Genomic DNA, 22,062 nt, shown 5'->3' on the forward strand with positions numbered 1-22,062 from the left:
CCAGAGGGGATCGGCGACGGCCACATCCCCTTCGGCCCGCTATTCAGCTTGGCATGGAGTAGCAACCATTGAATATCCGATCATTAGGACAGGGGCCACATTGAGCGGAGCGAGATGAGAAGCAACCAGCCGATAGGTCGAGGCGACACCCAGCGCCGGAGGGGCGGACAACACTCCTCCCCAGCCGGCTGGCGAACTGCGTCACCATCATCACCATGCAGGTACAGCAGCTCCAGGCCGGCGGGTGAGTGCCCTGATGGGATCGGGGTTGTCGCCCCGCCCCCTGCCCTACGGGCGGGTCGGTGGCGTTGGATGGGCGTCGGTCCAGAGCTGGATGAAGCAACAGCACCGAGTTACCGCAGACCTAAGTCCTTGACATCATTCCCACTCGATGGTGCCGGGCGGCTTCGAGGTGATGTCGTAGACGACACGGTTGACGCCGCGGACTTCGTTCACGATGCGGTTCGACACGCGGGCCAGGAAATCGTGCGGGAACGGGTACCAGTCGGCGGTCATGCCGTCGGTGGAGGTCACCGCGCGCAGGGCCAGCACATGGTCGTAGGTCCGCCCGTCGCCCATCACGCCCACGGTGCGCACCGGCAGCAGCACCGCGAAGGCCTGCCAGATCGCGTCGTAGAGGCCGGCGTTGCGGATCTCCTCCAGATAGACCGTGTCGGCCTTGCGCAGGATGTCCAGCTTCTCCGGGGTGATCTCGCCGGGAACGCGGATGGCGAGGCCCGGGCCGGGGAACGGGTGGCGGCCGATGAAGGCAGCCGGCAGGCCGAGTTCGCGGCCGAGAGCGCGGACTTCGTCCTTGAACAGCTCGCGCAGCGGCTCCACCAGCTTCAGCTTCATGCGCTCCGGCAGGCCGCCGACGTTGTGGTGCGACTTGATGGTGACCGACGGGCCGCCGGTGAAGGACACGCTCTCGATCACATCGGGGTACAGCGTGCCTTGGGCCAGGAACTGCGCGCCGCCGACCCTGGCGCTCTCCTCGTCGAACACCTCGATGAACAGACCGCCGATGATCTTGCGCTTCTGCTCCGGGTCGGTGACGCCGGCCAGCTTGCCCAGGAACAGCTCCGACGCGTTCCGGTGAACCAGCGGGATGTTGTAGTGGTCGCGGAACAGCGTCACCACCTCCTCCGCCTCGCCGGCGCGCATCAGGCCGGTGTCGACGAAGATGCAGGTGAGCTGGTCGCCGATGGCCTCGTGGATCAGCACGGCGGCCACCGAGGAATCGACGCCGCCCGACAAGCCGCAGATCACCTTGCCGGTGCCGACCTGGGCGCGGATCTTCTCGATGGCCTGCTGCTTGAAGGCGGCCATGGTCCAGTCGCCCTTCAGGCCCGCGACGCGGTGCACGAAGTTCGACAGGAGCTGCGCGCCATGCGGGGTGTGCACGACCTCCGGGTGGAACTGCACGCCGTAGAACTGGCGGGCGTCGTCGGCGATGGCGGCGAAGGGCGCACCGTCGCTGACCGCCACGGCCTGGAAACCGTCCGGCAGGGCGGTGACGCGATCGCCGTGGCTCATCCACACCTGCTCGCGCGAGCCGACCGCCCACAGGCCGTCGAACAGCGCGCAGGTCTGCTTCACCTCGATGAAGGCGCGCCCGAACTCGCGGTGGTCGGAGCCCGACACGGTGCCGCCGAGCTGGTGGCACATCGTCTGCTGGCCGTAGCAGATGCCCAGGACCGGAACGCCCAGCGTGAAGACCACCTCCGGTGCGCGCGGGCCGTTCTCTTCGGTGACGGAGGCCGGGCTGCCCGACAGGATGATCGCCTTCGGCGCGTAGTCGCGAATCCGCTCCTCGCTCATGCTGAACGGATGGATTTCGCAATAGACGCCGGCTTCACGGACGCGGCGGGCGATGAGCTGGGTCACCTGCGACCCGAAATCGAGGATGAGAACGCGCTCGGCGGACATGGACGACAACCTGATGCGGGGGGACAAGCCCCTGACTACCGCATTTCAGGCCCCGCGGACAAGCGTGCAAGCGGGGCGAGGTCGCGCCAGCCATAGGCGATCTCCACCAACTCCGCTCCGGCGAAGCGGATGGGCCGCTCCGCCACGCGGACACCGCCCAACCGCTCGTAGAACCAGCGCGCCGGGTTGTCGCGCAGGCACCACACCACGGCGGTGCGCTTGCCGCCCTCCTGGAGCCGTTCGGCCATGGTCGCCATCAGGCGGCGGCCCAGCCCCTGCCCCTGCGCCTCGTCCAGCAGATAGAGGGCGTAGAATTCCCCCTCGTACCCCTCGACGGGAATGCGGCGCCCGCCGTAGGTGGCGAATCCCACCACCGAGTCCATGCCATCCACCACGACCAGGGCGCCCTGCCCCGGCCCGTGCGCCTGGACGGCGTTGTGCCAGCGCATCGCCGCGGCGGCTTCCGACAGGTTGACGAGATAGGTGTCGGGGACGAGGCCTGGATAGGTGGATTGCCACGTGGCGACATGGACCTTGGCGATGCCCACCGCGTCCGACGGGCGCGCGTCGCGAATCACCAGCGCTTCATCCATGGGACATCTCCGGACCCGTTTCCCACCCCAATGGAAACTGGGAGCCGGGCCGGAGCATGTCCAGTCAGCCAAAAGAGCCGGGACGACGGCGGAAGGTCCGCAGCAGACGCGACCTTCGGGTTACGGGGCCGGGAGCGCCGGAACGCCCGCCTGCCACTGGTCCCAGTGGGAAACGATGTGGTCGGTCATGCGCGCGCCGACCAACGCCACATTCTCCACCGTCTCGGCGAAGCCGCCGGCGGTCTCGCCCGGCTTCGGGTCGAGATGCTCCAGCGTGGTTTCCTTGGGGTTGCCCTGGTCGAAGTTCACCGCGCCACGCAGACTCATCACCCGGTCGGAGCCCAGCGTGCGCTTGATGACCAGAGTGATCGCCGCGGCCTCCATCTCGGTGATGACGTAGTCGTCGGCGCCGTAGAGCTTGGCGATGTACTGCGCCTGCTCGGACATGCCGGGGCCATGGAAGAAGGTGTCGCCGGTCATGTGCGTGCCGGTGCCGACGAAGGGCGCGCGCCGGGCGGCGTCCTGCGGGTAGCGCTGGCGGTAGGCGCGGGCGCTGTCGGAGTCCTTCAGCGGCGTGTCGCCGGTCAGCTTCATGGCCCAGGAGACCAGGGCGGGGTTCAGCTGGAACAGGCGAACGGACTCGTAACCCTTGCGCGGCATGAAGGTCGGCTCGCCCGGCTTGCCCTCCTCCGGCGCCCAGCGGTGGCCCAGGTCGTAATCCACAAGCCAGGTCGCCCAGTTGACTTCGGCGATGGTGCCGCGCGACGGCGGCGTGCCGGCCACGCCGGAGATGATGAAGTAGGCCTGCGACAGGTCGAGCTGCGGGTTCAGCAGGATCGCCTGCATGGACGCGGAGGAACTGACCTTCCCCATGCCCAGAACCGCGCCGCAGACGCCGTCGGCGTTGCAGTAGACCGGGTTCAGCGCACCCTTGACGGCGATCGGCTCGGCGGACTGCCAGTAGCGCTCGTACCAGTTCTGGAACTCGCCGGCGCGGTCGCCGGTGTTCTTGCCGATCTCGAACATGGCGCCGACGAACACCTTGACCTTGACCGGCTCAGCCGCTTCGGCGGAGGTGCCCAGCCCCAGCAGGAAAAGGGCGGACAGGGCGGCGCTCCGCCAGCGGGACGTGTTCCACATCATTGCGCTCCAACATGCGGGGAAAGGTCGCACCCTAACCGCAAACCTTGCGCTCTGACCCACACGAAATCAGCAGAGCCCCACGCGCGTCGCCGCATGAGAACGGCCCCCACTCCACGTCTGTCCGGGCCGCAGCCCGCCCCCTTGCTGATCCCCTCACTTCCGCTTCCCAACAAACGATCTCCATCCGTTCATTCTCACACAACACCACCGTCGGCCTGCAGATAAAACTCCATCAATTTGATAACACTCTCATTGCCATATCACTTCAACTTCGTTCAATAAGAGGCCATTCAACCGTAAATCTATGCGCACCACATATTCTGGTATACTTAGACTTCTAATTATCTTTAATGAAACGTTAATCGACACCGGCAACTATAGAGGGCGCAAAAAGTACTGTGGGCGAAGATCGAGAGGCGGACCAATGGCCAGCGGCGCGATCAACACTTCCCTTCCCTTGTCCGCTACGGGATATTGGAAACCCATACAGTCCGGCACCGGCTCTCCCGAACATCCGGTTTCAAACGCGGGAAGCAGCAAGAGCGCGGATGCCGTGTCCGTGAGCAAGCTCGGGCAGGCGTTGAGCGGAGTTGCCGCCGATGTGTTCAAGCAACTCGACTCCAAGGCCCGTGGGATGCTGGAAGGGCTCGTCAACGCGGGCAAGATCAGCGCCGACGACGCGGTGACCGGACTGAAATCGCTGGCGACCAAGGCGACCTTCAACCGCTACGTCTCCGAACGCCCCCGCGACGAGGAGGACAAGCAACGGCTCGCCGACTCGGAAGCCGCCTGGCAGAAACTGCAGGCTTATGGCAGCCGGATGTCCGGTGCGCTGTCCGAGGTCGGGCGCAAGACTCAGGAGATTCAGGAGGCCCACCAGCGCGGCGAAATCTCGATGGACGAAATGAACGAACGCCTGAAACCGGTCCAGGACGCGTTCAAGAGCGACATCGCGGCGACCCGTGGCGCCTATGGAAGGCCGACCGATCAGACGGCCATTCTCAGCGACGCCAGCGGATTCACGAAAAACATGCAGGGCTTCAAATCCGCGCTGGCATCCATGGGTGCGGACACTGGCTTCGCGGATCTGTACGCGCCGGATGGCGAGGCCGCCGAGCAGAAGCTTCAGGAACTCGGCTTCGACCGGACCGTTTTCGGCAACGCGTTCCAGAAATTCGCGGAAACCGTCGACATTCCCGGCATTGAGCCCAAATCCGCTGCCCCCTCGCCGCCGCCCGTCCCGGAAAATCAGGCCGTCACGGACAAGCCCTCGGACTCCGGCCTCACGCACAAACTGGCCGATGCCCTGAAAGGCAACGCCCTCACCATGTTCAACGAAGCGCTGGGCGACGAGGACCGCCGGAAACTGGACGACGCCGTGCGCGCCGGCACCCTGACCGGTGAAGACGTGGCAAAGGGCTTGACGACGCGCCTGAAACGCATCGGCTTCGCACAGTCCGGCGTCGATGTCGCCACCGTCGATCTCGATTCGGAGGCCGCCAATCGCGCGCTCAGCGGAGCGCTGCTCCTTCAGCGCGGCCAGCGCCAGGCCGACACGCCGGCGCAGCCGGACAATTCCCCGATCCGCGTCGATAAGCCGTCGGCATCACCATCCCCGGCAACCGGAAGGGATGCTCAGGCCAGCGCCTATTTCCTCACCATCGAGGATGGTGGCGATGATGCGGCGAAGAAGATCGCCGATCTCGGCATCAGCCTGAATCCGTTCGCCGCCTTCGGCGACACCGTCCGCCGCCTGATCGGCGGGGGAATCTTCGATTACCGGTAGTCCCACGTGCGCCACGCCGCGTCATGGCTGGCGCCTCGTGGTGTCTTGTCACTCGGGCTGTTCCCCGTCTGCCGCTTCCACCGGCTCCTCTTCCGCCTTGCGCACCATCACGGCGGCGAAGAAGCCGTCGGTGTCGTGGCGGGCCGGGGTCAGGCGCAGATATGGCCCCTCGGCGGGCGGGGTGCCCGCGCCCTCCTCCGCCCAGACCTCGGCGACCGGCAGCACGGTGAAGTCGGGGTGGGTCTCCAGGAACGCGGCGACCTGCTTCTCGTTCTCCTCCGGCAGCAGGGAGCAGGTGGCGTAGACCAGCCGCCCGCCGGGCTTCACCAGACGGGCCGCGCTGTCCAGGATGTTCGCCTGGAGCGGAACCAGTTCCGCCAGGCCAGGGCCGAGCTGGCGCCAGCGGCTGTCGGGGTTGCGCCGCCAGGTGCCGGTGCCGCTGCACGGCGCGTCCACCAGCACGCGGTCGAACTTGCGCTTGTGCCGCTTCACCCAGGGGTCGCGCTCGCTGGACAGCGGGTGCGCCTCGATGTTGTGCAGGCCGGCGCGGCGGAACCGCTCGGCGGCGCGTTTCAGGCGCCCGGCCAGCACGTCGCAGGCGACGACGCGGCCCTTGTTCTTCATCAGCGCGGCGATGGCCAGCGTCTTGCCGCCGGCCCCGGCGCAGAAGTCCACCACCTGCTGCCCCGGCTTCGGCGCGACCGCGATCGCCACGAGCTGCGAGCCCTCGTCCTGGATCTCGACCAGACCGTCCTTGAAGGCGTCCACGGCGCCCAGCGGTGGGCGGCCCTGGACGCGCAGGCCCAGCGGGGACCACTGCGTCGGCGTCGCCGTGATCTGGGCGCGGGCCAGCGCCTTGATCGCGCTCTCACGGTTGGCCTTCACCGGGTTGATGCGCAGGTCGAGGGGCGCGGAGTCCAGCAGCGTCCGCATCTCCACCGCGAAGCGGTCGCCCATGGCGGCGCGCATCGGCTCCTCGGCCCAGGGCGGGCATTCCACGGCCACGCTCTCCGGCATCTGCGGATGCTCCAGCGTGTGGGTGTCCAGCTCGTTGGCGAGCTTCGCCTCCTCCGGCGCCAGCGGGTCCGGGGCGAATTTGGTGGCGCCGAACAGCGCCTTGACCGTCGCGGCGGCCTTGCCCTCGGCCAGGATCTCGTTGGCGAGCGCGCGGGCGCGCGGGGTCAGCGGGTGGCCCTGACGCTCCAGCCACCAGCACAGCCGGGCATGCCGCCGCAGGATCGCGTAGGCCGTCTGCGCCACCGCGGTGCGGTCTTTCGACCCGATGTAGCGGCGGGCGCGGAAATAGGCGCTCATCACCGCGTCGGCGGGGCGCGGGGTTTCGTCGATCTCGGTCAGCAGGTCGATGACCGCCTGAAGGCGGGCGGCGGGGGTCATGGGATGGTCCTCGGATAGATTCCCTGCTCGATAACCCGAGCGGGGGGCGCTTGTCATCCCCCGCGCACGCGCGGCAGCCCTTCGAGTCGCCGTCCCAGGGCGCGCGCCCTGTGACAAGACGGCCCGATCGAAACCATCCGCACGAAGAGCGGTTGACCGCAATCCCATGAATGAGGCAAAAAAGGGGTAGTTGTTCTTGCCCTGGCTCTCTTGCGGGCGGCAAGTCCAGCGCTCCCTCTTCTTCGGCGTCTTCTTGAAATCTGGTGCGAGGTCCGCGATGACGGCTGCGGTCGGCAGTGTCATGGCGCGTGCGTTGGCGCGCGTCTCCACCCTTCTTGCGTTCGGCCTGCTGGCGGGCTGTGCGGGCGACGCGGCGACCGGATCGGGACCGGGCGGCGGCGTCACCGCGGCGTCCTGGCGGCCGGGCATGGAGAAGGTCTCCGCGGATTTCCGCGGACTGCCGGGCTGGATCGACGACGACCACGCGCAGGCTCTGCCCGCCCTTCAGCGCACCTGCCGCTGGGTGGCGTCGCAGCCCGCCGGCAAGCCGCTCGGCCCCAACCCCGCCGCCGGCACCACGTCGGACTGGCGTCCGATCTGCGAGGCGTTGCGCGGCCTGCCCGACGCCCAGCCGGAAACCGCCCGCCGCTTCTTCGAGGATCACTTCACCCCCGTCGCCCTGTCCGAGGGGCAGGAGGGGCTGTTCACCGGCTATTACGAGGTCGAGTTGCGCGGAAGCTGGACCCGGACCGAGCGCTACAACGTCCCCCTCTACAAGGCGCCCAAGCGGACCAAGCGCGGCCTGCCCAGCCGCGCCCGCATCACCGACGGCGCGCTGAAGGGCAAGGGACTGGAAATCCTGTGGGTGGATGATCCCATCGACGCCTTCTTCCTGGAAATCCAGGGGTCCGGCCGGGTGCGGATGACCGACGGGTCGGTGGTGGCTCTGGGCTATGGCGGGCAGAACGGCCACCGCTATGTCCCCATCGGGCGGCACCTGATCGACATCGGCTACGCCACGCCGGAGCAGGTGACCATGCCGCTGATCCGCCGCTGGCTGACCGAGCATCCCGGAGAGGCCAAGCGGGTGATGAACCTGAACCCGTCCTACGTCTTCTTCCAGCTCCGCCCCGACGTCGGCGCGCGCGGCGCGCGCAACATGGAATTGACGGCGGGCCGCAGCCTCGCCGTGGACCCCGGCTACGTCCCGCTCGGCGTGCCGCTGTGGCTGGACGTCCGCGAAGCGCCGGTGCCGCAGGGCGAGATCAAGCGCCTCGTCGTCGCCCAGGACACCGGCGGCGCCATCAAGGGTGCGGTGCGCGGCGACCTGTTCTGGGGCCATGGGGCAGAGGCCGCGGAGGGCGCCGGGGTGATGAAGGCCAAGGGCCGCTACACGATGCTGGCGCCGCGCACCACCTCCTTCACGCTGGCGCAACGCCGCTGAGGTCTGGTCGCCGATGCTGGTACGATTGCCGGAGTTGCCCAACCGCGCGGCCGCCCTCACCGCGCTGGAGGACATCTTCTTCCTGTCCACGCTGCGCAAGGACTTCGCCTCGGCGGAGGAGCGTGCGGCCTTCTTCCGCACCTGGACGGGCTGGTATGTGGAGCGGGCGCCGGACGACCTGTGGTTCGCCTTGGCCGAGGACGGCACCGTCATCGGCTATCTGACCGGCTGCAAGGACAGTGCCGGGGCGCTGGACCTCGCCGGCATCATCCCGAAATACGAGGTCTTCGCCGACCGCTTCGCCGCCTTTCCCGCCCATCTCCACATCAACGTCCGGCCCGGCTTCCGCGATCATGGGATCGGGCGGGCGCTGGTGGACCGCTTCGCCGAGGACTGCCGCGCCGATGGCCTGCCCGGCCTGCATCTGGTGACCGGGGTCTTCGCGCGGAACGTCGCCTTCTACCAGCGCGCCGGCTTCACCGCGGCGACCCAGCGGGGGGCGCTTCTGTTCCTCGGCCGGCGCTTGGATTGAGCACCGTTTAGAAAGCGGGCGGACAACCGTCGGCCTTGAGCACCCGTTGCGTGGACGCCGGGTTGTTGGCCAGCTTCGCCGCCGGACGGATGGGCCGCCGCACCAGCTCGCCGCCGCAGTTCGGACAATGTCCCTTCAGCACCCCATCCCGGCAGTCACCACAGAAGGTGCATTCGAAGGAACAGATGTAGGCATCGCGGGAGTCCGGGGGCAAATCCCGGTCGCAGCATTCGCAGTTGGGCCGCAGCGCAAGCATGATGGGGATCGCCTATCCGTGGTTCTGCGATGATAGCAACGGCGTAGCAGCGGGAGAACAGGCGGTGGCGCAATGCAAATGCGCTTGGAATCCCTCTCCCGCCCCGGGAGAGGGTGGCGCCGCAGGCGCCGGGTGAGGGTTGCGCGAGAATCACGATGCTTTTCCTTGCCGGTACCCTCACCCTTCCCACGCTTCGCGCGGGCCCCTTCCCTCTCCCGGGGCGGGAGAGGGAGTGTTTCAGAATCCGAACGGCCTTCCCAACGCGGCGCCCCGCGCCTTAAGGTCCGCAGCAGCATCGACGACCGCCCGCCCTGGAAAGCCTGTCCCGCATGATCCGCCCGCCGCGCCTGATCGAAAGCCCGCAGAATCAGCAGTTCAAGTTGTGGGAGTCACTGCTGGAGAGCCGTGGCCTGAAGAAACAGGGCAAGTTCCTGCTCGCGGGGCTGAAGACAGTGCCGGAGGCGCTGGCCCGCTGGCCGGAGCGCTTCTCCACACTGCTCGTCACCGATCCGGCGCAGACCGAGGGCTGGCGCCTGCCCGCGGGGCTGGAGATCGTCCAGCTCGCCCCCACCCTGTTCCGCACCCTGGACGCCTCAGGCACCGGTTTTCCCCTGCTCGTCGGCACGGTGCCGGACACGCCGTTGATCGACCTGTCGCGACCGCCGCAAGGGCTGGAGCTGATCTGCGCGCTCGGCGATCCCAACAACCTCGGCGCCCTGCTGCGCAGCGCCGCCGCCTTCGGCGCCCGGCGAGTGATCCTGCTCGATGGCGCGGCGCACCCCTATCACCCCAAGTGCCTGCGCGCCGCGTCGAATGCCCAGTTCGAGTTGACCCTGCTGCGCGGCGGCCGATGGGAGGATGTGAACCGGGCCGCCGGGCCGCTGGTCGCCCTGGACGCCGGTGGCGCCGACATGGCGGCCTACCGCTGGCCGCGCGACGTCCGTCTGGTCCTTGGCGAGGAAGGCCAGGGCATTCCCGCCGCCCTGCCCGTCCAGCGCCTGTCCATCCCGACCACGGGGGCCGTGGAATCCCTTAACGCCACCGTCGCGGCCAGCGTGGCGCTGTTCAGCCACTTCGCCGCCAACCGCTGACCGAGAAACGCTGAAACGCGGACATGAAAAAGGCGAGGGGAACGCCCCCTCGCCTTCTCGAACCTCACTCCAAGGAGCGCCCGATCAGCCCTGGCGGTAGTTCGGCGACTCGTTGGTGATGGTGATGTCGTGGACGTGGCTCTCGCGCAGGCCGGCGTTGGTGATGCGGACGAATTCGCACTTCGTCTGCATCTCGGCGATGGACTGGCTGCCGGTGTAGCCCATGGCCGCGCGCAGACCGCCGACGAGCTGGTGGATGACCGCCGACACTGGGCCCTTGTAGGGCACGCGGCCTTCGACGCCTTCCGGCACCAGCTTCATGGTCGAGACTTCCTGCTGGAAGTAGCGGTCCGCCGAGCCGCGGGCCATGGCGCCCACCGAGCCCATGCCGCGGTAGCTCTTGTAGGAGCGGCCCTGGTACAGGATGACCTCGCCGGGGCTCTCGTCGGTGCCGGCGAACAGGCTGCCCAGCATCGCCACGCTGGCGCCCGCCGCGATGGCCTTGGCGAGATCGCCCGAGAACTTGATGCCGCCGTCGGCGATCACCGGGATGCCCATCTTCTCGCAGGCCTCGACCACGTCCATGATGGCGGTGAGCTGCGGAACGCCGACGCCCGCGACGATGCGGGTGGTGCAGATGGAGCCGGGGCCGATGCCGACCTTCACGGCGTCCGCCCCGGCATCGACCAGCGCCTTCGCCGCCTCGGCGGTCGCCACATTGCCGGCGATCACCTGGGTGTAGTTGGACATGTTGCGCGCGGCGCGCACCTGATCCAGCACCTTCAGCGAATGGCCGTGGGCGGTGTCGACCACCAGAACGTCGACGCCGGCGTCGAACAGCGCCTCGGCACGGCGCAGACCGTCCGAGCCGGTGCCGGTGGCGGCGGCGACGCGCAGGCGGCCCTGGGCGTCCTTGCAGGCGTTGGGATAGGCCTGGGCCTTCTCCATGTCCTTGACCGTGACGAGGCCGATGCAGCGATGGGCCTCGTCCACCACCAGCAACTTCTCGATGCGGTGCTGGTGCAGCAGGCGCTTGGCCTCGTCCTGGCTGACGCCCTCGCGCACCGACACCACGTCCTTGGTCATCAATTCGCTGACCGGCTGGTTCGGGTTGGTGGCGAAGCGGACGTCGCGGTTGGTCAGGATGCCGACCAGCTTGCCGCTGCCGCGGGAGTCGTGGCTTTCCACCACCGGGATGCCGGAGATGCGGTAGTCGGCCATGAGCTGGAGCGCGTCGGCCAGCGTCTGGCCCGGCGTGATGGTGATCGGGTTGACCACCATGCCGGACTCGTACCGCTTGACCTTGCGGACTTCTTCGGCCTGCTGCTCGATGGTCAGGTTGCGGTGGACCACGCCGATGCCGCCGGCCTGGGCCATGGCGATGGCGAGGCTGCTTTCGGTCACCGTGTCCATCGCGGAGGACATCAGGGGGATGCCCAGTTCGATGGTCTTGGTCAGGCGCGTCCGGGTGTCCACCTCGTTCGGCAGGACCGAACTTTCGGCCGGAACCAAGAGGACGTCGTCGAAGGTCAGAGCTTCGCGGATCGTGGACGAGCGGGCCATCGGCGGTCTCCCGGGAGATAAAAAGGGGCCGGAAAAAAATTTGGCGCACTATACACAAGACCGTGGGCTTGTGAAGGCGCCTGAACCACAAACTGTCGTGTGCCGGGCCTCATCCGCGCAAGCCAGCCATGACCTGCGCGAACGGACCGCAGCCGGAGGTGGACCTAGTCGTTCATGTTGGCCCCACGGAAACCGGTGGCGACCACATAGGTTTCGGAGGATTCCGCGCGGCTGGCCGGCGGCTTGGCGTGGCGCACCGTGGCGAAATCGCGCTTCAGCCGCTCCAGCAGGGACTTCTCCGCCCCGCCCTGGAACAGCTTGGCGACGAACGCCCCGCCGGGGGCCAGCACCTCCTCCGCGAAGTCGTAGGCGGCCTCGGCCAGCGCCATGATGCGCAGATGGTCGGTGGACTGGTGCCCGATGGTCGGGGCGGCCATGTCGCTCAGCACCACGTCGGCGGGGCCGCCGAGCGCTTCCTTCAGCCGCTCGGCGGCACCCTCCTCCAGGAAGTCGGCCTGCATGGTGGTGGCGCCGGGCACAGGGTCCATGGGCAGGATGTCCAGCCCGACGACCTTCCAGCCCTCGCGCCCGGACTGCACCTTGTCCACCGCCACCTGCGTCCAGCCGCCGGGGGCGGCGCCGAGGTCGACCACGCGCTTGCCCGGCCCCAGCAGATGGAACTTCTCGTCGAGCTGAAGCAGCTTGAAGGCGGCGCGGGAGCGGAAGCCGCGCTTCGTCGCCTCGTGCACGTAGGGGTCGTTCAGATGCCGCTCCAGCCAGCGGGCCGAGGAGGTGGTGCGCTTGGCCGCGGACTTCACGCGGACGGTGGCGCGGCGCCCACCCGGCGTCGAGGAGGACGGAGGCTTTCCAACCATGGTCTCACATTTCCTTAATAGATTTGCCGCGCCGACCCGATCAGCTCCACGAGGATGCCCTCGCGCAAGCCGCGGTCGGCGATGCGCAGGCGCTCCACCGGCCAACAGTCGCACAGCGCGTCCAGCACCGCGCATCCGGCGATCACCAGATCCGCGCGGTCCTGTCCGATGCAGGGATGCCGCGCCCGCCCGTCGAAGTCCAGCGCGACGAGACGTTCGATGACCACGCGGGCGTGGTCGATGCGCAGAAAGCTCCCATCCACCGCCCGCCGGTCGTAGCGGCAGAGGCCGAGATGCACCCCGGCCAGCGTCGTCACCGTGCCGGAGGTGCCGAGCATCTGCACCTGCCCGGCGAGCACCCGTTCCCGGATGCCGTTGCGCGCCTCGAAGGAGGCGATGGCCGACGCCACCTCCTCCACCATGCGCCGGTACATGCCGCGATCGGCGTTCGCGCCGCCGAACTGCTCGGTCAGGCCGATGACGCCGCATTGGATGGAGGTCTGGTCGAGGATGCGCGGGGGCCGTCCCCGCTCGACCGCCAGCCACATCAGCTCGGTCGAGCCGCCGCCGATGTCGAACACCACCGCATAGGGGACGTTCGGATCGAGCAGGGACGCGCAGCCGGCGAGCGCGAGACGCCCTTCTTCCTGGCTGGAGATGATCTCGATGGCGATGCCGGTCTCCCGCTCCACCGCATCGACGAACTCGCTGCAGTTCCGGGCGCGGCGACAGGCTTCGGTCGCCACGGCGCGCGCCGCGGTGACGCCGCGCCGCTCGATCTTGGACCCGCAGATCTTCAAGGCGGCAAGGGTGCGTTCCATCGCCGAATCGGACAACTGGTCGTTCCGCGTCAGCCCTTCGCCCAGCCGGACGATCCGCGAAAAAGCGTCGATGACACGGAAGCCCCCGGGAATCGGTCGGGCGATGAGGAGGCGGCAATTGTTGGTGCCAAGGTCGAGGGCCGCGAAGACCGGGCGCGCAGGGGCCGACGAACGCAACCGTCCGGTGTCGTTCTGCCGTTCACTGTGCACCTGAAGGTCCACGTCTCCTCCCCGCCATGCTTAAGGGAGTCATCTTAACCCGGTTTCACGTCCCAGCGAAAGCCCACGATTGGCATTGAATTGTATCCGCACGCCCACACCGGTGGCTTGGACTCGAAAAAAGAGCTATACAAGCATCATCCGCTTTGCTAAAAGGGCGGCCCACGACGGGATGCGGCACAGCGCCGCCTCGGCGACGGTCTGGGGGATCGTCTAGCGGTAGGACAGCGGACTCTGACTCCGCCAGCCTAGGTTCGAATCCTAGTCCCCCAACCAACTCCAAAACCTTGAAAATCAATCACATAAGCCCGCCGTCCCGGTGGGCTTTTCTGTTTCGGCGTGTTGCAACACGCTTCCGACCCAAACCAAGGAAAATCAACGTTTTACAGGCGTTGCAATAAATTCCATGCGACACACATGCAACACGGCGCTGGGGGTCTCCAATACGGGGCGACTCGGTAAAGATAACAGAGTTCTTCAGGCATCCCTGCCTGGGCTTCCCCTGAAGCAGTGGACACCGGGTTATGCGGCCTGTCGCTCGGCCTGCTCAGGGGTGATGTAGCCAATCGCCGAGTGCAGGCGTTGGCGATTGTAGTAGCCTTCAATGTAGCCGAACAGGTCCCGCTTGGTGTCCTCACGGGTCGCGTACCGGTGATGGTGGACGAGCTCCGATTTCAGGCTCCCGAAGAAGCTTTCCATCGGCGCGTTGTCCCAGCAGTTCCCCTTGCGGCTCATCGACGGGGTAATGCCGTGGCTTTTCAAGGCCTTGCGGTAGGCCGCCGAGGCGTATTGGCATCCGCGGTCGGAAGGGTGCAGAAGGCCGGGGGCCGGCCGCTGGCGCTGGAGGGCCATAGTGAGCGCCGCCAGCGGCAATTCGGTGCGCAGATGACCGTTCAGGTGATCCAGAAGTTTGACGCCTATGAGCGCGGGCTCATCCAGGCTGTCCCTCCGTTCCGTCTTCCGCAGACCTTCGCTGAAGCCCTCCGCCTTGCTGCGGACAGCAAGGAGGCGCGGGTTGCCGCTGAGTCCGCCCGTCAGGTGGCTGAACAGAAGGTCATTGAGGTCGAGGCGGAGATTGATGCTTTCCACTTATGGGAACAGGGATGAACAACCTCACAAGCGCCGTCTCCGCGATGGACCTACCATACGCCCGCTCGCGTGTGATACCGTGCATCGCCAACGTGTGATACCAACGTGTATTACCGTGGCCGTTGGGCGCGGTCAAAAAGTCAGAAAAATCAATGCTTTGGGAGCTGTCAGGAAAGATGGCGGAGGGGATGTCCGGCAACATTTGTTGTAAAACAAAGCATTAAGAAGCACTTCCAAAACGTACCCATCATCATACCCATCAACTGAACGTCAAATGGTCGTGGATGGTGGTGGACATTCTCGCACTACAATCCGAAGGAGCCCGCCACTGGCGGACCCCTTCAGCGTAACATGGCCGGTCAGGCCTGCCCAGCTACCGCCGGCACATGCATGCAGCAAAGCACCGCGCGCCGGCCAGTCCGCTCCTTCCACCCGATCAGGGCGTGCTGGTAAACCAGCGGTGCCGCGGACAGGCCGGAGATGACGACGCGGTTCAGCACCGGCACGCCACCTTCCATCGCCTCCAGGTACTCCGCGGCGAACCCCTCAGCCAAGACGTGGTGCGGATCGTCTTGATCGGGCCGCCCGGCCATCTGCCGCGCCCAGCCCCGACCGAAGAAGTTCCGCGTCGGGGCGCCCAGGTAGCGGAAGCGCAGCGGATCAGCGGCGCCGTCCGACGCGAGGAAGGTGCATCGCTCCAACAGGCCGGCGCGCTCCAGGTAGGCGAACAGCCCAGGCGACAGGGCGCCCTGCCGGCGGCACTCCATCATCACGGCGGCCTGCCAATCCACCGCGGCGCCCATCGGCAGGCGCTGCAGGTGAAGCCCTCCGGCGGGGTGCTGGGCGCCCCTGCCGTTGGTGAGAAAGTGCACGGCGCCCATCACGCCGCTTCCTTCGCGAAGGCCACCACCATGGCGGCGTAGATCGTGCGGGCCTGCTCCAGGTCGATCCCGCCCGCCGTGGCTCCGGCCTCCAACATGGCCAGCGTCGGAGCGGTGGGCATGCACAGCGCCTTCTCCGCGGCGCCGTCGAAGGCGGCCACCCCCGCGCTGAAGCTCTCCGTCTCGTTGGTCGGCTCAGCCATCACCGACCCCAGTTCCGGCACTGCGCGCAGCGCATCATGCACGAGTCCGAATAGCAGCGCGTTCTCTTCGTTCGTCGCCACGGCAACAGCCGGCGGACGACGGAGCTTGCCCAGCGCGGCGTCAAACCCTTCCGAGTGTCCTGCCCACAGCAGCAGGGCCTTGGCGGCCATGGCAACGGTCGGCTCGCCCTGGTAGGTTGCGATCTGCCGGGCGAGCGTCGCGGAGGCTGCGGCGCCTTCGGGCGTTGAATCCTCTTCCAGTGCCAGCCAGCGGCGGACGTCGGCAATGAACTGGCCGCGGTCGGCGCTGTCCTCCTGCTGCTCAACCAGCCGAGTCAGCAGGTCTCGGAGGCGGGTGAGTGCCTCAACCTCAATGTCGGTCCCGCCGATGCCGGTGTGCGGGCAGGCGAGCCGGTCCAGTACAGCCACCGCATCCGCCAAGGTGGAGGGTTCGGTGGAGAGGATGGCGAAGATCAGCTTGCCCCATTCGCCGGACAGCAGAGCGCGCTCGGCTTCGGCGTCGGGATGCTCGCTGCCCTGCAGATTGTTTTGCGCCTCGATCAGAGTCGCGGCGCGGGCGGCGGCATCGGTGAAGGTCAGGCCGATGCCGGGGATCATCGTGGAAGCGTTTCCGCCGGTCGCCTTGCTGGCCGGACCTTCCTCCCGCTGCACCGCCTCCAGCGCCGCCTGGACCAGCACGCCGCGCACCCGTTGGAACAGATCCTTGGTGGCGCGATCCATGTTCGGCCCGATAGCCGGGCAGAGCGCGGTATCGATCACCGCCACGCTGTCGGCGGGCGTGCGGGGGATGGAGCCCAGAACCGCCCGGCCCAGCACCTCCCACTGTTCGGTGATCTCGTCCGAGCGGGCGTCCGCCTCGGGCGTGTCGGGCAGCGCGTCCTGCTCCTTCACCAGCGCGGCGATTCGCGCGGCGGCGTCCCGGAACGGGATGCCCAGCATCGGGACGATGGTGGACGGGCCAGGGCAGGGCCAGCGGGTGCCGGAGCTGACGACGTTGGAGCCGCTGGACGTCACGGTGTGGTCGCTGTTGTTGGTGGACGTGGAATGCCGGCCGGCGCCGGGCAAAAGGGTAGTATCGTCGGAATCAGCCATGATCCGTCCTCCAGTCAGGTCGGGTTTTGGTCAGGCCGGGCGGAGTGTTGCCGCACCCCGTTCGGCCGCTTCTCTTGCCCAACAATCACAACACTGTTAACATAACCCGTCAACCAAAATCACAACAGGGTTGTGACGGTGCTACCTGTCCAATGCAAGATGGCCCGCGTCGCTACGGGCCTCGGAGTGAGGGAGTTGGCCGAAGCGGCCAATGTCTCGACGCAAACCATTTCGAGGTTTGAGCGTGGGGAAGAGTTGAAGCCTGCCACCCTCGCAGCAATCCGCGCCGCCCTGGAGACCGCCGGGGTCGAGTTTATCCCGGAGAACGGGAGCGGTGCAGGCGTTCGATTGCGGAAACATAGAACATGAACGGCTTTCGAAAAGAGATATCCATACAGTGTCATCGCAACAATATTGAACAACACCGCAACCAAGGAAATAAAAATGAAACTCTATAAGTACTTTGGAGACGAAAGATCTGATTTTTTCAATCATCGTCTAATCCGCTTCACTCAGCCAACCGCTTTAAACGACCCTTTTGAAGCGCTTCCTTCTTTCAATGGAGCGCTAGATGAAGATGTAATTTCTGATATCAAATACGGAAGGGTGGGTAATAAGACAAAGAAAGCTATAGCAACTTCTGATGAATCCGTAACAGATTCCAGAGTAAGAGAGTTGAGGAGAAAGCTGAAGAGAATGAGCAATCGCGAGAGAGCGCAGTTTGCGGAAAGAATGTCCGCAAGTTACCAGCATGAAGGATGGGAGGCTAGGTTTAAAGGAAAGGTTTCAGAATACACTAAAACTATAGGAATGCTATGCCTTTCCGAAAAAAGAGAAAACCTACTGATGTGGTCTCATTACGCAAACTGCCATCGCGGCTTTGTCGTGGAGTTTAACGGAGACCATCAATTCTTCAAGCGCGGCACGGAGAATGAATATTATAACATTAAAAAGGTATTGTATTCCAAAGAACGTCCCTCAAGAAGCTTTTTTAACATGACCTATTTTGACGTTCTGTTTACGAAAAGCATAGATTGGTCATACGAATGTGAATGGAGGATGATTGCACCGCTCGCCCATGCCGATAAAGAGCCAAACCAAGACAATCCTCTATTATATCTGTTTAAGGTGCCTGCCGACTGCATCACGGGAGTTGTTATTGGCGCACGGTCAGCTCAAATTCTTTCTGACATCATTGTTCGTTCAATACAAAGCGACGCGGAACTATCCCACGTGTCCGTAAACCGTGCAAGGGTACACGAAACTGATTTTGCAGTATCAATCGAATAATTTCCTTTAACTCACAATCCATGGAATGAGACCGACGCTTTATCCGCCATGGAAGGGAAGAGTTTACGATCTCGTTGATCCTTCCGTGTGTTTCTGTCCTCAGAAGTGTCGCACAGCGTGTTGATGGTTGCGCCACTCACCTCGCCCCTCCCCGCAGACCGCACCCACCGTCCGCCAGAGCGCAACCCACCGCCCATGAAATAGCCCGCTGCGGGAGACCCGGCGGGCTTCTTCATGTTGGGTACCAGCAGCCCGGCCCCACCCGATGCGGCCGATCAGAGCCCCAGGAACCTCTTTGCCGTCGCAGACGCGATATCGCTGATGACCTTGATTGCCACGTCATAGGCCGGCTTCCCGAGCTTGCTCAACATCGCCCGAAGGCGCGCAGCCGCCGCCGCAGTACGCTCATTCTCCTGCGCCACGTCTTTGATGACCGCGGGCACCTCGGCAGCATCCTCCGCGCTGAGGCCCGCCTGCAGGAGGCGGATGAGGGTCTCCATCTCGGATCGGCGTTGCTGTAGCTGAGGAGCGTCCGGCGGAGTGTCGAGGTAGCGCAGCACAGCCACCGCAAGGCGCAGCAGCTCGGCGCGGGCTTCCGGATCGAGAGGCGATGCATCGACCTTGGCGCAAGCCCGACGCAATGCGTCGATCTCCTCCCCATAGCTGAGCGGCATGCCGGGCGCGGCATACCAATGCACAGCCTCGGCCAACCGGCGCGCAGCCTCGTCAACCTCGCTGATGAATTCGGAACATGCGTCGCTCAATGCCATATCCGCCCCCAGGCAAGAACCATAAGGAAGACAAACCGGCGCGCTGCATGGCCGTCAAGCCTGAGCTTCGCTACACACGTTGCAACGCCCTCGGAAGCCCACCCAACTCGCCCAAGTCGGAAGGACCAGAGATTGCCCCTCCGCCTCAGGCCGCATCCACGCCCCACCGGAGCGCGATCTATCGGGTAGCGGCTGACAGGGTGTCGGTTCAAGCGACACCCCCAGCGCAGAAGGAGGCGGAACACCGCCCCTCCCCGCCCGGCTGTCGAGCTGCGTTCCGATCATCACAATGCAGGGACAGAAGCTCCAGTCCGGCGGGTGAGTGCCCCGAGGGGATCGGGGTGCGGCGCCGGCCTTCCCTGCTGTACAGGCTGGCCGGCGGCGGCAGTGGGCGTTTATCGGTCCAAAGCTGGGTGGGCAGCCTGAAACCTCTAAGATCGCAGTGGTTTGTCGAGGCCCGTTGGCTGAAATGTGCAATTATGAACCCAACCGAAACCACCTTACTGACAGCATGGCGATCTAACTACCTCAATCGCCTATAGCCTCATCTTCATCATCAATAAAATAACTCATTCCATATTTTTTCCTTGATTCGTATAACTCGTCGACAACTTTATCCAATTCCTTCCCAAGATCTATAAGGCGCTGCGACTCCTGATGAGCCCTATCTATATCTCCTATTGCTTTTCTATACTTACGTCTTTTTGCTGTTATTCCTATTTTTTCTTGCAATTCCTCCTTTTTCTTCTCAAGATTTTTTATCTTATAATATCCAGCGTAAGCCTCAAATGCCCTGTACCCTTTAGGCATGTTGTCGCTTACCGGATTTGACTTCATGTGATGATCTCTAAAATTAATATACTCCTCAACATCAACCATAAAAGAACTGACTTCAGGCGCGACAAGGCTTTCGTCGTCGCCGGTATATTTATCAATAGATGTTATTTTAACATCATCAATAGTTTCGTTTTTAACCTTCACATTAAGAAACTCACGAGCGCGCTCTAAAAATCTATATCTTGTATAGATATAAAACCTCTGTGAAGATTTGTTCATGAATTCCCGCACAAGCTCTAATCTTGGCCCAATCTTTTCACCCTTAACTTCTCTCCACCAATCCTCTTTGACGTCATCCGTAACAAATATAACAGGTCGCTGCACGACAGCAGAATGATCAATCATTTGCTGCCACAGAATGTAGTCTCCAATCCTCTGCTGAAGAGGTAAATCTTCTTTCTCCTTAAAGTCTATATAGCCGGGCGGGATCTTTGCCTCGCAACTTTTTTTGCCGTCATCTAAAACTTCTTTTATTTTTTCTTCTGAATAAGGAAGTCCTGTTGCGTTGCTAAATGCTTCAACAATAAATTGGAACACATCCTGATAATGCTCTTCTTGCGGGCTAGATTTCTCCATAACGTCTATATCGCTAATAATGCTGTTAAACTTGTTGTCTATGAACATTACCGCTTCAGAGACAGTCATAACGGGGTGATGCTTAAATCCATCAATGCTTTTCTTTAGGGATTTTTGAGCTTCACCGCGAGCCGCTTCTATTGCGTTTCGAAGTGGTTGATATATCTTTTTATTACCAATAATAACACCAGCACGGTTCCTGTGAAATTCTAGAGCAACTTGATGAGGCAGCCAAATGCGCCCATCAAGGCTCCTTATGACATTTATTAAGTCATCTGAAGTACTTTTCTTATCCCTAAACAACGAAAGGAGTGCGTTTGTATCGAAAACAAATAAACAGTTACCCCATAGCTGCTTCAACTCCCCTTCCGAAAGGTCAAAATACTCTTCAAAACCATCCCGCATCGCGATCTCCGGTCACAATAAGCACGCCATCTCAACGCCACGGGAATGCACCCGCAGGTCATGGATACCCTCGACGCTATCCTTGGCACTTTGCAGCTCGCGGAAGCGGCGATCTTTCGCTCCGAGATACAATGCACAGGAAATGTGCTTGCCTCAAGCACCGGCAGTTCAGATACCTCCCTCCGGCCGCTCGTCCGTGCCGTAGAGGCTCGGGCCGGTCGCCCGCCCGAACCTCCCCTCTACCCCTTCACCCTCTCCGCCAGGAGCCGGGACTCGTTCGCCTTCCGCCAGATCTCCACCGCCTCGACATCGAGCAGCCCATCGTCCCGCACCGGCATTCCCCGCTTCACCCAGCGCGTGAGCGTCGGGTTGGACACGCCGATGTGCGCGGCATACTGCAGGCGGGTCTCCAAGAGGGCGCGCACGTCCTCGTCGCGCATCAGCTTCACCGCACCCGGCGCGTTCAGCGCCTGCAGCTTGCCCATGAACGCGGCAAGGTCTTTGTCCTGCCCGAGTTGCTGCAGGGCACCCAGCGCCGCCGGAACATCCTGCGCACCGGACATGGTGGCGTTGCGGATGGCGTCCCACGCCGACTTCTGGTCCTTCGCCCGCTTCTCGGTCAGGGTGGCTATATCAGCCTGCAGGGCGAGCTTGGAGAGGGCGCGCAACTCCCCGCCAAGGGCGCGGTAGCTGTCCGTCAACGTGTCAATGGCGGCGCCGGATTCCCTCGCCCGCCCCTCGAAGATCCCCAGCACGTCGCCGAAGGTGTCGATTTCCTTCGCCGACTTCTTGGTCTCATCGCTGAGCGCGAACAGCGCGAACAGCGCGCCGGCCGCGACGGAAGCGATTGCCACGACGGTACCGATGGCAATCCCCGCCGGGCCGAAGGCAGAAGCAATCTGCGGACCTTGCTGCGCCAGCATCACGAAGGCGGACGTGCCCATCTGCGCCTGAACCGCCACATCCTGGAGCTGGAGCCCCAGGTTGCCCATAGCACCCTTCATGCGCCCCGCCCCCGCGGCGGCGACGGTGCTGGCGGTTCCGGAATCCTGCAGCCGGCGGGATAGCTCGGCGTGCCGCTCAGCGGTCAGTTCCGCAATGCGAATGTCGCTCATCGGTCACCTGCGAAGGTGGGCGGCGCCACGGCGCCGGAGGTAGGAGCGGCCTCGCCCAATTGACCCCATGACACCGACCCCAGTCGGTCGCGCGGAGGGATTGAGCTTTCCGTTGTTGGGCTGGCCGTGTCGCCCT

The 22,062-nt window shown here is 64.4% G+C and carries 19 protein-coding genes, 1 tRNA gene and 1 pseudogene; 7 read left to right on the top strand and 14 right to left on the bottom strand.

The annotated features are described in order from the left end of the window. Window positions 1–378 precede the first annotated feature (378 nt). The 3 genes from guaA to ABAZ39_RS18400 all read right to left on the bottom strand — a co-directional run bounded on the left by guaA (window position 379) and on the right by ABAZ39_RS18400 (window position 3,662). On the bottom strand, window positions 379–1,929 hold the full coding sequence (gene guaA, locus ABAZ39_RS18390) for a glutamine-hydrolyzing GMP synthase (protein ID WP_040134295.1): 1,551 nt from the start codon (window positions 1,927–1,929) through the stop codon (window positions 379–381). A 35-nt stretch (window positions 1,930–1,964) separates the two neighbouring features. Further along, complete coding sequence (locus ABAZ39_RS18395) at window positions 1,965–2,522, bottom strand: GNAT family N-acetyltransferase (RefSeq protein ID WP_040134296.1); 558 nt, start codon at window positions 2,520–2,522, stop codon at window positions 1,965–1,967. Between the two features lie 120 nt (window positions 2,523–2,642). Next, window positions 2,643–3,662, bottom strand: coding sequence for a purine-nucleoside phosphorylase (locus tag ABAZ39_RS18400; RefSeq protein WP_040134297.1), 1,020 nt, complete (start codon window positions 3,660–3,662; stop codon window positions 2,643–2,645). 562 nt (window positions 3,663–4,224) lie between these two features. On the opposite strand from ABAZ39_RS18400, the gene ABAZ39_RS37030 reads away from it, so the two are divergent. Beyond that, window positions 4,225–5,451 (top strand): hypothetical protein, encoded by a 1,227-nt coding sequence (locus ABAZ39_RS37030; RefSeq protein ID WP_247881719.1) that lies wholly within the window; start codon window positions 4,225–4,227, stop codon window positions 5,449–5,451. A gap of 48 nt (window positions 5,452–5,499) precedes the next feature. On the opposite strand, the gene ABAZ39_RS18410 is transcribed toward ABAZ39_RS37030, so the two are convergent. After that, window positions 5,500–6,846: an RsmB/NOP family class I SAM-dependent RNA methyltransferase gene (locus tag ABAZ39_RS18410; protein WP_040134299.1), complete on the bottom strand. Its 1,347-nt coding sequence runs from the start codon at window positions 6,844–6,846 to the stop codon at window positions 5,500–5,502. Window positions 6,847–7,123: 277 nt separating this feature from the next. On the opposite strand from ABAZ39_RS18410, the gene mltA reads away from it, so the two are divergent. Further along, window positions 7,124–8,290, top strand: coding sequence for a murein transglycosylase A (gene mltA / locus ABAZ39_RS18415; RefSeq protein WP_040134300.1), 1,167 nt, complete (start codon window positions 7,124–7,126; stop codon window positions 8,288–8,290). A gap of 13 nt (window positions 8,291–8,303) precedes the next feature. Beyond that, window positions 8,304–8,822 (top strand): GNAT family N-acetyltransferase, encoded by a 519-nt coding sequence (locus ABAZ39_RS18420; RefSeq protein WP_040134301.1) that lies wholly within the window; start codon window positions 8,304–8,306, stop codon window positions 8,820–8,822. Between the two features lie 7 nt (window positions 8,823–8,829). Here the strand turns inward: ABAZ39_RS18420 and ABAZ39_RS18425 are convergent, their stop codons facing one another. Further along, window positions 8,830–9,078, bottom strand: coding sequence for a DUF1272 domain-containing protein (locus tag ABAZ39_RS18425; RefSeq protein WP_040134302.1), 249 nt, complete (start codon window positions 9,076–9,078; stop codon window positions 8,830–8,832). A gap of 329 nt (window positions 9,079–9,407) precedes the next feature. Here ABAZ39_RS18425 and ABAZ39_RS18430 point away from each other — a divergent pair, with 329 nt between their 5' ends. After that, the gene (locus tag ABAZ39_RS18430) at window positions 9,408–10,169 is read left to right on the top strand and encodes a TrmH family RNA methyltransferase (protein ID WP_040134303.1); all 762 of its coding nucleotides are present in this window, start codon (window positions 9,408–9,410) and stop codon (window positions 10,167–10,169) included. An 84-nt stretch (window positions 10,170–10,253) separates the two neighbouring features. On the opposite strand, the gene guaB is transcribed toward ABAZ39_RS18430, so the two are convergent. The 3 genes from guaB to ABAZ39_RS18445 all read right to left on the bottom strand — a co-directional run bounded on the left by guaB (window position 10,254) and on the right by ABAZ39_RS18445 (window position 13,650). Next, window positions 10,254–11,732 carry an IMP dehydrogenase gene (guaB, locus tag ABAZ39_RS18435; protein ID WP_014197435.1) on the bottom strand — a complete coding sequence of 493 codons (1,479 nt, stop codon included), beginning with the start codon at window positions 11,730–11,732 and terminating at the stop codon, window positions 10,254–10,256. A 164-nt stretch (window positions 11,733–11,896) separates the two neighbouring features. Further along, window positions 11,897–12,607 carry an RlmE family RNA methyltransferase gene (locus tag ABAZ39_RS18440; RefSeq protein ID WP_040134304.1) on the bottom strand — a complete coding sequence of 237 codons (711 nt, stop codon included), beginning with the start codon at window positions 12,605–12,607 and terminating at the stop codon, window positions 11,897–11,899. Between the two features lie 14 nt (window positions 12,608–12,621). Next, window positions 12,622–13,650 (bottom strand): Ppx/GppA phosphatase family protein, encoded by a 1,029-nt coding sequence (locus tag ABAZ39_RS18445; RefSeq protein ID WP_040134305.1) that lies wholly within the window; start codon window positions 13,648–13,650, stop codon window positions 12,622–12,624. A gap of 199 nt (window positions 13,651–13,849) precedes the next feature. Here ABAZ39_RS18445 and ABAZ39_RS18450 point away from each other — a divergent pair. Then, window positions 13,850–13,923, top strand: a tRNA-Gln gene (locus ABAZ39_RS18450). Between the two features lie 246 nt (window positions 13,924–14,169). On the opposite strand, the pseudogene ABAZ39_RS37035 reads toward ABAZ39_RS18450, so the two are convergent. The 3 genes and pseudogenes from ABAZ39_RS37035 to ABAZ39_RS18465 all read right to left on the bottom strand — a co-directional run. Further along, window positions 14,170–14,532 (bottom strand): annotated as a pseudogene (locus ABAZ39_RS37035) (IS3 family transposase); the annotation flags it as partial. A 563-nt stretch (window positions 14,533–15,095) separates the two neighbouring features. Beyond that, on the bottom strand, window positions 15,096–15,617 hold the full coding sequence (locus ABAZ39_RS18460) for a hypothetical protein (protein WP_040134306.1): 522 nt from the start codon (window positions 15,615–15,617) through the stop codon (window positions 15,096–15,098). Further along, the gene (locus ABAZ39_RS18465) at window positions 15,617–16,933 is read right to left on the bottom strand and encodes a hypothetical protein (protein WP_144243589.1); all 1,317 of its coding nucleotides are present in this window, start codon (window positions 16,931–16,933) and stop codon (window positions 15,617–15,619) included. Before ABAZ39_RS18465 ends, ABAZ39_RS18460 begins: the two co-directional genes overlap by 1 nt. Window positions 16,934–17,092: 159 nt before the next feature. Between ABAZ39_RS18465 and ABAZ39_RS34425 the strand changes: the two genes are divergently transcribed. Further along, on the top strand, window positions 17,093–17,302 hold the full coding sequence (locus ABAZ39_RS34425; protein WP_081863146.1) for a helix-turn-helix domain-containing protein: 210 nt from the start codon (window positions 17,093–17,095) through the stop codon (window positions 17,300–17,302). Between the two features lie 75 nt (window positions 17,303–17,377). Further along, window positions 17,378–18,223 (top strand): DUF2971 domain-containing protein, encoded by an 846-nt coding sequence (locus ABAZ39_RS34430; RefSeq protein WP_081863147.1) that lies wholly within the window; start codon window positions 17,378–17,380, stop codon window positions 18,221–18,223. Window positions 18,224–18,498: 275 nt separating this feature from the next. Here the strand turns inward: ABAZ39_RS34430 and ABAZ39_RS18470 are convergent, their stop codons facing one another. From ABAZ39_RS18470 to ABAZ39_RS18475, 3 genes are all read right to left on the bottom strand, one after another. Beyond that, entirely contained in the window at window positions 18,499–18,993 is a 495-nt protein-coding gene (locus tag ABAZ39_RS18470) for a DUF2321 domain-containing protein (RefSeq protein ID WP_144243590.1), read from the bottom strand. A gap of 528 nt (window positions 18,994–19,521) precedes the next feature. Further along, window positions 19,522–20,811 carry a PIN domain-containing protein gene (locus ABAZ39_RS35715; protein WP_144243591.1) on the bottom strand — a complete coding sequence of 430 codons (1,290 nt, stop codon included), beginning with the start codon at window positions 20,809–20,811 and terminating at the stop codon, window positions 19,522–19,524. 239 nt (window positions 20,812–21,050) lie between these two features. Then, window positions 21,051–21,926, bottom strand: coding sequence for a phage tail length tape measure family protein (locus ABAZ39_RS18475; protein WP_040134309.1), 876 nt, complete (start codon window positions 21,924–21,926; stop codon window positions 21,051–21,053). Between the last annotated feature and the right edge of the window lie 136 nt (window positions 21,927–22,062).

This window comes from Azospirillum argentinense, assembly GCF_000632475.1.
Lineage (GTDB): Bacteria > Pseudomonadota > Alphaproteobacteria > Azospirillales > Azospirillaceae > Azospirillum > Azospirillum baldaniorum.